The organism is Niallia yueguangensis (genome assembly GCF_052663115.1).
Genome location: NZ_JBQTCX010000044.1, coordinates 1 through 9,524, shown reverse-complemented (window position 1 = coordinate 9,524; position 9,524 = coordinate 1). Strand labels below are relative to the sequence as shown.

The window sequence follows — 9,524 nt, the reverse complement described above, 5'->3', positions numbered from 1 at the left end:
TCTATACGAAAAGAGCCTAAGAAAAAAATGTAGTCTGCACTTATATAATTGTGTTTATGAAAAGTGCAGACTACATTCAAATGAAATGTACTTTTGAATCAATATAAAAATTTTTCTAATATTATATATTCACTTCATAATTTAATTTTAATTCGTCTCCGGATAATCCTCTAATTCCCCAATTATGTTTTGGTGTCTCAAAAATGGTAATTTCAATATCCTTAGGAGATATATGAAACTCACTGCTTATCCGGTCAAAAAGCAGATGTATCAATTGTTTTTTAGCTTGGACTGTTCGACCTTCAAATACGCTGATTTCAATAATAGTATATGCTTCCGTTCTGTCAATTTCCAAACAAAAATTGTCTTTGTCCATTGGGAAAAAACGCTGGACTTTCTTATCTAATGGGTACTTAAATGCTTCTACAATACAAGAGTGAATGACATTTGATAGTTTCTCCTTAATTGAATTTAATCGGTCTTTAAAACCATAAATTTTAATTTGAGCCATTACAACGGATCGCACCTTTCTTTTTTTGATAATGTGTACATTGTTAATTCTGAACTTATAATTAATGGGTTAAAAGGAATAATATTCAAAAAAACCGAAAAACTTGTTGGGGATCTCAAGTATGCTATGAAAATTAAACCTTAATAGATTCCCACATGACATTTGTCATATAGTGTACATGACATGTATGTCTGCAAAAAAAGCATCCCTTTTTTTAAAATAGAGACAATGATGAAAAAAGGGGAATATATAATATGAATATCCAAAATCTTAAGCATTTGCGTAAAGCGATTGCTCCTTATGAAAAGTCAACAACAAAAAATAGCATATGGCAAATTGTAAATACTATTTTACCATTTTTTCTGCTATGGTTTCTTGCTTATAAAAGCTTATCCATTTCTTATTTATTAACTTTTACACTTACTATTTTTGCAGCAGGTTTTCTGACGCGAATTTTTATCATATTTCATGACTGCTGTCACTTCTCGTTTTTCAAAAACCGCCGTGCCAATAAAATATTAGGGATGATAACTGGTATTCTTACAATGTTTCCATATAATAAATGGCAGCACAGTCATTCCATTCATCACGCAACAAGCAGCAATTTAGATAAGCGTGGAGTGGGAGATTTATGGATGATGACCGTAGAGGAGTATTTACAGGCTTCTTTAATTACTAAACTAAAATATCGTTTATATCGTAATCCTTTTATTATGTTTATATTGGGACCTATTTACGAATTTTTAATCATGAACCGCTTTAATAGAAAAGATGCTCGCTGGAAAGAACGTGCTAATACGTATTTTACGAATATCGCCATCGTTTTACTTGTTGTAATGCTCGTCACTACGCTAGGATGGGAACCTTTTTTACTTGTTCAATTACCGATTTTCTTAATCTCCGGAAGTATTGGTGTTTGGTTATTTTATGTGCAGCATACATTTGAAGATACTTATTTTGAAGAAGATAAAGATTGGGATTATGTAAAAGCAGCTGTGGAAGGCAGTTCCTTTTATAAGCTTCCAAAATGGATGCAATGGCTAACTGGCAATATTGGCTACCACCATGTTCATCATTTAAGTCCAAGAGTACCGAATTATTTGTTAGAAGAAGTTCATAAGAATACAGCACCATTGCAAAATGTTCCAACAGTAACATTAACAACAAGCTTGCGTTCATTAAAATTCCATTTATGGGATGAAGGTAAGAAACAATTCATTCCATTCTCTGATTTAAAACAGATTCATCAATCTCTGACGAAGGTTTCTACTAAACCCGAAGTTTAAATAGAATATAAATAAACAAATAGTGATCCGTTTAGGCAAGTTTAATTATTTTTCATACTTGCCTTTTAAAGCATTGCTGTTTGTTTATGTTATGATGAATAATAAGAAATATATTTTAAAATTAATGAGGTAATTATGATTAAAAAACTGAAAGTGTTGCAAAAAAGTACAGGGATTTCCCCGTATATTTGGACACTTCTTACCATACTGCCCTTTTATTTCATTTTTCACGCTTCTTCCACATTGGATGTTATCATAGGCATTATTTTAACTACGATGTTCTTTTTATTTTATCGACTAGCATATACAGCAAAAAGCTGGACTATTTACATATGGACACCGTTGTTAATATCCATTTCTGTCACAGCGACTTATCTATATAGCTACGTCTATTTTGCCTTTTTCTTATCTTATTTTATCGGCAATATAAAGAAAAAGATCCCTTTTTTGATTTTATATATTGTCCATTTAGTGTTAATGTCTGTTGCGATAAATTTAAAAATAATCATGCATGATGAATTATTATATAATCAGCTGCCTTTTGTGTTGATTATTTGGTTTGGTGTCATTCTCCTGCCTTTAACGATTTATAATCGTAAAGAAAGAGGACAATTAGAGGAGAAGCTGGAAGATGCAAATAAACGGATTTCCGAACTCGGGAAATTACAAGAACGACAGCGGATTGCTCGTGATTTGCATGATACTTTAGGACAAAAACTTTCTCTAATCGGACTAAAAGCAGATTTAGCGAAAAAATTGATTAATAAAGATCCTGAAAAAGCCCGTTCTGAATTAAAGGATGTTCAACAAACGGCTCGAACAGCCTTGAATGAAGTAAGAAAAATGGTTTCGCAAATGAGAGGAATTAAATTAAAAGAGGAAATGCTGCTTGTTAAACAAATTCTCCAAGCAGCAGAAATACAGTTTAATTATGATGAAGAGTTTCAGCTTACAAAAGTGTCTTCCATCGCTGAAAATATATTGAGTATGTGTTTAAAAGAAGGGGTAACCAATATAGTAAAACATAGTGGTGCCACTACTTGCACAGTAAAAGTTGAAGAAACATCTACTGAGATACTATTACTCATACAGGATAATGGATTATCTGTTGTAACAGAGAAAGATTTTTCCAAAGGCCATGGCTTAATAGGAATGCGTGAACGTTTAGAATTTGTAAATGGAAGCTTAGAACTAGTTTCATCAAAAGGCACCCTTTTAAAAATAAAAGTTCCAAAGGATGTAAAGCAAATAGAAAAGGAGGAGTTCGTATGATTACCATTGTAATAGCAGAGGATCAGCGCATGCTTTTAGGCGCTTTAGGTTCATTGCTTGACCTTGAAGAGGATATGAAGGTTATAGGTAAAGCAAACAATGGAGCAGAAGCAATCGAACTCGTCAAAAAACTCCAACCGGATATATGTATCATGGATATTGAAATGCCAGGAAAAACAGGACTCGACGCTGCTGAGGAGTTGAAAACGGAACAAAGTAAAGTGATTATTTTAACAACATTTGCCCGTTCTGGCTATTTTCAGCGTGCATTAAAAGCAGGTGTAAGCGGCTATTTATTAAAGGATAGTCCAAGTGAAGAATTAGCAAGCAGCATTCGCAGTGTGATGAGTGGTAAACGGATTTATGCTCCAGAGTTGATTGATGATGTTTATAAGGAAGAAAACCCACTTACAGATCGGGAAAAAGAGGTGCTTATTCTTGTTGCAGATGGAAAAAATACAAAAGAGATCGCTGACGAGCTTTCTATCAAAACAGGTACGGTGCGCAATTATATAAGCATGATTTTAGAGAAATTAGAAGTGAAAAATCGAATTGAAGCGATATCGAGGTTTAAAGAGAAGGGATGGTTTAAATAACCGTCCCTTTAGGTGGTGATAACTGGTAGTTTTTCAAAGTTATAGATCATAAATTCCTAATATCCATAAATTAGTTAAATGTAAAAGTCCTAATTTAAAACAAAACTTGCATGTGATTTATACAATTTTTGTAATATATCTTGTTTCCTTACTTCATTATTTAGCTTTAAGCAGTCTTTTTCGAATAAATAGTATAATAATAACGATTATAGCGACAGCGATGATAGCATAAACAAAATTAGAATATACATCCATATATTGCACGATATTCTCCCATGAACCGCCAACCATTACGCCGATTTTTATTAAAATAAAATTCCAAATAAGTGTTCCTAGAGTTGTTAATAATAAAAAGATGCCGAAATTCATTCGTGCCATTCCTGCAGGCAAAGAAATTAAACTTCGAATTAATGGAATGAATCTGCAAAAAAAGACGGTCCAGTTTCCAAATTTAGCAAACCAATCATTCGCTTTATATATATCTTCTGTTGAAAGCCTTAATATATGTCCCCATCTATTAATAATCTTTTCCATTCTATTCATGTCGAGCAGCGTCCCAACCCAATATAAAATAACAGCACCAACAACGGAACCAATAGTTGAAACAACGACCACCCCAAAAACAGTGAGACTAGTATAAGTCGTCATAAATCCACCAAATGTTAAAATAACTTCAGATGGAATTGGAGGAAAGAGGTTTTCTAACATGATAAGCAAAAAAATGCCGAAGTACCCAAATTCCTCCATAGTATTTGTAATCCAATTTTCCATTCAACACACTCCTAACGATACATACGAATACTACTTTGTAAAACATTTAATATGCCTACCTACTGATACTAATACAAATTGAACAATATGTGAAATATTTTCCTTTGCGAAAAGGCAAGATTTGATATGAAAATTTACTCCCATCACGGGAATTGCAATGATTTGTAAAGAGAATTATAATTTTGGAAAAATAGTATATGAAGCATAAAATGGTTCATCCTTATAAATAGAGGTGAAAAAATGTTTTATATTGAGTTGATTGCAGCCATATTAATCGTTAGTGCGTTTATACATTATTTTTTAACAAAAAGGCACGATAATTATAAACTTTCATTAATAACTAGTCAAATTGATGCGAGTGAAGAAATCAAAAAGACGTTGGCAATGGGGGTATATTTAAGGTTTAAAAAAGAAGAAGAACAGGCAAAAAAATTTTCTATTAACTATATTAAAGAAAGTCCGATTGAGTTTGAATTGTTTGCAGCGAGTATTTTAGAGAAAACAAAAGGTGGATCTACTTGGGTATCGCCTGCTTCTGGCGATTTTGGAGTAGACTTTGAACATACCGTAAACGGTGAATTATTTTTAGGTCAAGTAAAGTGTTGTCAAGGGGATTTATCGTTTGAACCTATTGCGCTTATTCATTCTAATATAATCAAACGAAATGCAAAGGGTGGTTATGTAATAACAACGGGTTCTTTTACAAGTTCAGCCAAAGAATATGCCAAAGAATTAAACATCGAATTAATTGATGGGGTCCGTTTAGTAGAACTTTGGATAACTAGTCTTTCCAATGCAGAACAAGAAATCAAAAAAATGACACCAGAATATACATGAAAGTAGAAAAAGCAAGCCAATAAAGAAAAAATTGGCTTGCTTTTTCCTTTTGCATCTTCAAAAAATTTATAGAAAAATAATTGATTTCCATGTAAATTGGAAAATGGTGATTTAATTAATCATCTTCACAATAGAACGAATAATAAAACGTACGAATAAGTATAGAGGTTCGAGAAAGTCGAAACCAATGTCAATTAGTTCCCATTTTTGTTCTCGTGCTTTATCTTTTTTCTTTTTAGGTTTGAATCTCATATTCTAACCTCCCGCTTACTTTGAAAACGTTTTATAGATCATTCCTACTACGGAAACAATCGCAAAAAATAACCAAACAAAATGCAACGAAATTTTTTTCGATAATTTTCTAAAGAAAAAGAAAAGTATAAGAAAGAGTACAATCACTAAATATAAAGAGATTATTACGTAATTCATTTTTTGCTCCTTCTATAGTATTACGAAATGGAAAAGATTATTTGTGGTAATAATCATTATCTATATCTGTTTTTAGAAATCATGATGCATGATAAAGATTATTATTTTTCCTCCCTCCAGCTTAGCAACTATTACATGGTTTTAACGCGTTTGTTTCGAAAATCGGAAACTTTAGATAAGTGGTGAACTTGAGTGGAAATCACTTTAGCAGGAAGTCTCTCTCTAAGTGTTGGGAAAACCTGTCCTACATAATCATCTACACTTTTTCTATAATAGTTTTCAGCCATATGAATATGAAAGGAACAAGTAACTCGTACAAAATAATCCCCAGAATCTTCAAATGGTTCGGAAATAGATAAAACTTCAAATTTATCATCAAAGTTATTTTTTAATTTATTTATTTTAGTTGTGGTTAGTTTTTTATAGTTAGATGCATTCTTTATTTTATGATTAAAATAAACGATGCCAATTGCTAATATCATCGAATCCCCCTGCATGATTGTGCTAATCTTTGCTTAATAAAAACTAATGGTTTATTTTTCCACTGGGTTTTCGGGTCCTTTAAGATCTAATTGGTAAAATGCAAGATCCAGCCATTTTCCGAATTTATATCCTGCTCTTTTGATTGTTCCAGCATGATAAAAACCTAACTTCTCATGTACGATAATACTTTTTTCATTTTCCGCATCGATTCCAGCAACTAATGTTGCATAGGCTTGCTTCTCGGCAAGGTTTATTAGCGCTTTTAATAACATCGTGCCGATTCCTTTTTTACGTGCATCATTATGTACATAGACGGAATGTTCGATCGTGTATTTATAGGCAGGAAAAGCTCTAAATGGTCCAAAAGTAGCAAAACCAATGACTTTATTGTCTTCTTCAAATACGATAATCGGATAACCTCCATCGATTTTTTGCTGATACCATGCTTTTCGATCTTCAATGGAATGTGGGGTATAATCATAAATTGCTGTCGTGTTGATAATCGCATCATTATATATCTCTAGAATATCAGGTAAATCATTTTCTTTAATAGTTCTGATCATTTCTATCACTCTCTTTACACAATATTATTTATTAGTATACCATTTATTTTAAAAGAACTGATGATTTAAAGCGTAGGATTAAAATTGATTAATTGAGTGGGGATAAATATGTTTAGAAAATGGAGTAATATAGACTTTACCGACTTTAATGGACAAAAGGTTGTTGAAGTAAAGTCTGAAGTCGGTCTTAAATTAGGCGTTTTGTTTGAAAAAGGGATATTAATCATTGAATGCCCTTGGCGATTGCTGAGTTCTAATCAAATTGCAGTTGGGTATTCTGATTGTATTAAATCGTCTAGTACACTATCGTATAAAACGCTCGAAAAACACATAAAAGGAAAGAAAATAATCAGTATCCAACACTATGAGAACATTTCGGATTTAGTTGTAGAGTTTGAAAATAATATAATTTTAGAGTTGTTTCACGATAGCAGTTATTACGAAGGCTGGCAATTAAAAGGAGCCAATGAGTTTCTTTTGGTTTCATTACCAGGAGGAGCTTATGCGGAATTCTGATTATAACCTTACTGCTACCCCTTGTTCAACTGCATATCAAACTCATTAAGACCTTTTTTAAATATATTCGCACTTAAAAAGGACAACAGCATAAAGTGATTATAAAAAACTAGAAAAGGTGATTTAATGGAGAAGAATATAAGCAAGGGATGTTTAAAAGGCAATAATTTAGAAGGATTCCTAAAAATTATTGATCCTTTCAGTCTATTGAGATTTTCAATATCAATAGACTGGACTATTAATGATAAAAAAACAAACAATGATAAAGCTGAAAATCCTCTTAATAAACAACCAAGTTTTGATAAAATTCAAAAAGATGTACGTAAGGAATCTCCTCTGCCAATAGCACTTAATATAAAAGAAATTACTGCTGGAAATAGTCAACCCCTCAATGAAAAAACAACGCTTAAACCCTCCTTATTCAGTCAAGAGGTTACTGAAGGTCATAATCAACTAAAAGAGGAAAAAGAACCTAAAGAAAGTTATGAACAACAATCCTTTGAAAGGATAGGAAGAATATCAAATCACCATTTCGAAGTGACAAGTAATAATGGACAATCCATTATCGAAAAAAGCGGAAATAACTTTGTAAAACTTTAATTTTAAAATATGCTTATGACGCAGAGCAACCACACTATACAAAATGATCCCCTCTTAATATGATGTAGTATCAAAAGAGAAAGGGGGGAAAACATATGACTGATAAAAGTTTAATTAGCTTAGAAGATCTTGCTCTTATTATTGCAAAACACATCTTCAAACTAGAAAATGAAAACAAAAACAAAAACGAAAATGAAAACGAAGCTGAACAAAAAAACAAAAACGAAAACGAAACCGAACTAAAAAACAAAAACGAAAATGAAAACGAAGCCGAACTAAAAAACAAGAACAAAGCTAAGAGTGAATCCGAATCAGAAGTTGAAAGTGATGTAGAAGGCGAAAATAAAACGCACGTTCATGTTTATAATGGTAACTCTTATGTTAAGGACAGTGGTAACGCTAAAGTTTTTGCAAAAGCTAAAGTAGAAGAAGAATAACTATTAAGAAGAGCTGGTTTAATAAGAGAGTATTATGCAATCTTATTGGACTAGCTTTTCTCTCCGCTTCCTTTTTTTTGCAAGTATTAAAATACAATTCCTTTTTTTAGTGATAAAGACTATACTCATTAGATTTATTTTACATAGAGTAATTAATGTAAAAAAAGGAAGGAGTATCTTATGGATCCTAAAAATCAAAATTTACAAGACATAGTTGATAAAATGGTGCAAGAGTCACTTAAGAAACATTTTGAGAAGTATTTGCATACTGACATTAAAAACGAAAATGGAAACGCAAGTATCAAGCATAGTGGAAACGGTATAGTTTATGTAGATAATACCGGTATCGCATACGCGTTTATGCTCTTTTATCAGTACTTTATGAAAGACCAATTAGGTGAGAAAGATTTCAATGATCTATTGGATAAGTTAGATAAAATTATTAATGATAACCGAAATGCATTTGTGGATGTTATGAAAGACTTTAAGGAATAACGGTTAGAAGGCAACTGATAGTGAGATCCAGACAAGTAAAGGGGGGAAACAGTATTGCGGTTGGAATTCAAATTCCACGGACGCAAACGTTCATCCCCTGATAATATGTTATATGAATGCTAGGAACTGTCTTTTTTGATGGACATATGTCCATCGATGGTGCCTGACAACAACTGCTGTTGTAGAGTATTCCAATAAAAATTAAATATATTATCACTTTTAAGTGTCTATTCCCTGCTTACATAAGGTATAATAGTATTTAGACACACTATAAGGAGAACCAATAATGAAAATTAAAGCTAAGATTAAAGGTGTTAAGTATAAACCCGAGTACACACATCCAAGGTACAAAGTTAAACTAGAAACACCTGAAGGTAAAGTATTAATTATTGAGTTCGATTATACTCTAACTTCAAGAATGAGTGGCTATATGCCTTTAGAAGTTAGTTACGATGGTAAAGATATGGGAGCAAGGCTTTCTTGGTATTCAGATAAAGTAGAGAATATGACAATAAATGAATTTTTGGGAATACTAGCTATGAAAATTAATAAAAAGTATAATGTTAGTTAATGAAGTAAGGCTCTCGTTGAGGGAGTTTTTTTGTGCTTTGAATTAATATTGAATGGAAATATTGACAAGAATTTAGCAATCAAAGATACATAAGAAAATAAATCTAAAACAATAAATTCATTAACGAAAACAGTTATAGAGTTATCTCTATAACTGT

General features: G+C 31.9%; 14 protein-coding genes. 9 read left to right on the top strand and 5 right to left on the bottom strand.

What is annotated here, in order from left to right; translation table 11 throughout:
- Window positions 1-121: 121 nt before the first annotated feature.
- On the bottom strand, window positions 122-511 hold the full coding sequence (locus tag ACTYA4_RS21915) for a tautomerase family protein (RefSeq protein ID WP_443483651.1): 390 nt from the start codon (window positions 509-511) through the stop codon (window positions 122-124).
- A gap of 254 nt (window positions 512-765) precedes the next feature.
- Here ACTYA4_RS21915 and desA point away from each other — a divergent pair, with 254 nt between their 5' ends.
- The 3 genes from desA to ACTYA4_RS21900 all read left to right on the top strand — a co-directional run bounded on the left by desA (window position 766) and on the right by ACTYA4_RS21900 (window position 3,665).
- Window positions 766-1,797: a Delta(5) desaturase DesA gene (gene desA, locus ACTYA4_RS21910; RefSeq protein ID WP_443483652.1), complete on the top strand. Its 1,032-nt coding sequence runs from the start codon at window positions 766-768 to the stop codon at window positions 1,795-1,797.
- Between the two features lie 135 nt (window positions 1,798-1,932).
- Complete coding sequence (locus ACTYA4_RS21905) at window positions 1,933-3,069, top strand: sensor histidine kinase (protein ID WP_443483653.1); 1,137 nt, start codon at window positions 1,933-1,935, stop codon at window positions 3,067-3,069.
- Window positions 3,066-3,665 carry a response regulator gene (locus tag ACTYA4_RS21900; protein WP_443483654.1) on the top strand — a complete coding sequence of 200 codons (600 nt, stop codon included), beginning with the start codon at window positions 3,066-3,068 and terminating at the stop codon, window positions 3,663-3,665. Before ACTYA4_RS21905 ends, ACTYA4_RS21900 begins: the two co-directional genes overlap by 4 nt.
- Before the next feature lie 156 nt (window positions 3,666-3,821).
- On the opposite strand, the gene ACTYA4_RS21895 is transcribed toward ACTYA4_RS21900, so the two are convergent.
- Window positions 3,822-4,436, bottom strand: a complete 615-nt coding sequence (locus ACTYA4_RS21895; protein WP_443483655.1) for a DedA family protein — start codon at window positions 4,434-4,436, stop codon at window positions 3,822-3,824.
- A 240-nt stretch (window positions 4,437-4,676) separates the two neighbouring features.
- Here ACTYA4_RS21895 and ACTYA4_RS21890 point away from each other — a divergent pair, with 240 nt between their 5' ends.
- Window positions 4,677-5,273: a restriction endonuclease gene (locus ACTYA4_RS21890; RefSeq protein WP_443483656.1), complete on the top strand. Its 597-nt coding sequence runs from the start codon at window positions 4,677-4,679 to the stop codon at window positions 5,271-5,273.
- Between the two features lie 111 nt (window positions 5,274-5,384).
- On the opposite strand, the gene ACTYA4_RS21885 is transcribed toward ACTYA4_RS21890, so the two are convergent.
- The 3 genes from ACTYA4_RS21885 to ACTYA4_RS21875 all read right to left on the bottom strand — a co-directional run bounded on the left by ACTYA4_RS21885 (window position 5,385) and on the right by ACTYA4_RS21875 (window position 6,748).
- Window positions 5,385-5,525 (bottom strand): hypothetical protein, encoded by a 141-nt coding sequence (locus ACTYA4_RS21885; RefSeq protein WP_443483657.1) that lies wholly within the window; start codon window positions 5,523-5,525, stop codon window positions 5,385-5,387.
- A 308-nt stretch (window positions 5,526-5,833) separates the two neighbouring features.
- Window positions 5,834-6,184 carry a hypothetical protein gene (locus ACTYA4_RS21880; RefSeq protein ID WP_443483658.1) on the bottom strand — a complete coding sequence of 117 codons (351 nt, stop codon included), beginning with the start codon at window positions 6,182-6,184 and terminating at the stop codon, window positions 5,834-5,836.
- Window positions 6,185-6,235: 51 nt separating this feature from the next.
- A complete protein-coding gene (locus ACTYA4_RS21875; protein ID WP_443483659.1) occupies window positions 6,236-6,748 on the bottom strand; it encodes a GNAT family N-acetyltransferase in 513 nt (170 codons plus the stop codon).
- Between the two features lie 108 nt (window positions 6,749-6,856).
- Between ACTYA4_RS21875 and ACTYA4_RS21870 the strand changes: the two genes are divergently transcribed.
- From ACTYA4_RS21870 to ACTYA4_RS21850, 5 genes are all read left to right on the top strand, one after another.
- Window positions 6,857-7,264 carry a hypothetical protein gene (locus tag ACTYA4_RS21870; RefSeq protein ID WP_443483660.1) on the top strand — a complete coding sequence of 136 codons (408 nt, stop codon included), beginning with the start codon at window positions 6,857-6,859 and terminating at the stop codon, window positions 7,262-7,264.
- Between the two features lie 126 nt (window positions 7,265-7,390).
- Window positions 7,391-7,864: a hypothetical protein gene (locus ACTYA4_RS21865; protein WP_443483661.1), complete on the top strand. Its 474-nt coding sequence runs from the start codon at window positions 7,391-7,393 to the stop codon at window positions 7,862-7,864.
- 95 nt (window positions 7,865-7,959) lie between these two features.
- Entirely contained in the window at window positions 7,960-8,301 is a 342-nt protein-coding gene (locus ACTYA4_RS21860) for a hypothetical protein (RefSeq protein WP_443483662.1), read from the top strand.
- Between the two features lie 180 nt (window positions 8,302-8,481).
- A complete protein-coding gene (locus tag ACTYA4_RS21855; RefSeq protein ID WP_443483663.1) occupies window positions 8,482-8,796 on the top strand; it encodes a hypothetical protein in 315 nt (104 codons plus the stop codon).
- A gap of 286 nt (window positions 8,797-9,082) precedes the next feature.
- The gene (locus tag ACTYA4_RS21850; protein ID WP_443483664.1) at window positions 9,083-9,367 is read left to right on the top strand and encodes a hypothetical protein; all 285 of its coding nucleotides are present in this window, start codon (window positions 9,083-9,085) and stop codon (window positions 9,365-9,367) included.
- Window positions 9,368-9,524: the final 157 nt, after the last annotated feature.

Excerpts from the sequence above, each read along its gene's own strand:
- ACTYA4_RS21885 (WP_443483657.1), bottom strand. The coding sequence starts at position 5,525 with ATGAGATTCAAACCTAAAAAGAAAAAAGATAAAGCACGAGAACAAAAA.
- ACTYA4_RS21895 (WP_443483655.1), bottom strand. The coding sequence starts at position 4,436 with ATGGAAAATTGGATTACAAATACTATGGAGGAATTTGGGTACTTCGGC.
- ACTYA4_RS21865 (WP_443483661.1), top strand. The coding sequence starts at position 7,391 with ATGGAGAAGAATATAAGCAAGGGATGTTTAAAAGGCAATAATTTAGAA.
- ACTYA4_RS21900 (WP_443483654.1), top strand. The coding sequence starts at position 3,066 with ATGATTACCATTGTAATAGCAGAGGATCAGCGCATGCTTTTAGGCGCT.
- ACTYA4_RS21860 (WP_443483662.1), top strand. The coding sequence starts at position 7,960 with ATGACTGATAAAAGTTTAATTAGCTTAGAAGATCTTGCTCTTATTATT.
- desA (WP_443483652.1), top strand. The coding sequence starts at position 766 with ATGAATATCCAAAATCTTAAGCATTTGCGTAAAGCGATTGCTCCTTAT.
- ACTYA4_RS21855 (WP_443483663.1), top strand. The coding sequence starts at position 8,482 with ATGGATCCTAAAAATCAAAATTTACAAGACATAGTTGATAAAATGGTG.
- ACTYA4_RS21915 (WP_443483651.1), bottom strand. The coding sequence starts at position 511 with ATGGCTCAAATTAAAATTTATGGTTTTAAAGACCGATTAAATTCAATT.
- ACTYA4_RS21870 (WP_443483660.1), top strand. The coding sequence starts at position 6,857 with ATGTTTAGAAAATGGAGTAATATAGACTTTACCGACTTTAATGGACAA.
- ACTYA4_RS21905 (WP_443483653.1), top strand. The coding sequence starts at position 1,933 with ATGATTAAAAAACTGAAAGTGTTGCAAAAAAGTACAGGGATTTCCCCG.
- ACTYA4_RS21890 (WP_443483656.1), top strand. The coding sequence starts at position 4,677 with ATGTTTTATATTGAGTTGATTGCAGCCATATTAATCGTTAGTGCGTTT.
- ACTYA4_RS21875 (WP_443483659.1), bottom strand. The coding sequence starts at position 6,748 with ATGATCAGAACTATTAAAGAAAATGATTTACCTGATATTCTAGAGATA.
- ACTYA4_RS21850 (WP_443483664.1), top strand. The coding sequence starts at position 9,083 with ATGAAAATTAAAGCTAAGATTAAAGGTGTTAAGTATAAACCCGAGTAC.
- ACTYA4_RS21880 (WP_443483658.1), bottom strand. The coding sequence starts at position 6,184 with ATGATATTAGCAATTGGCATCGTTTATTTTAATCATAAAATAAAGAAT.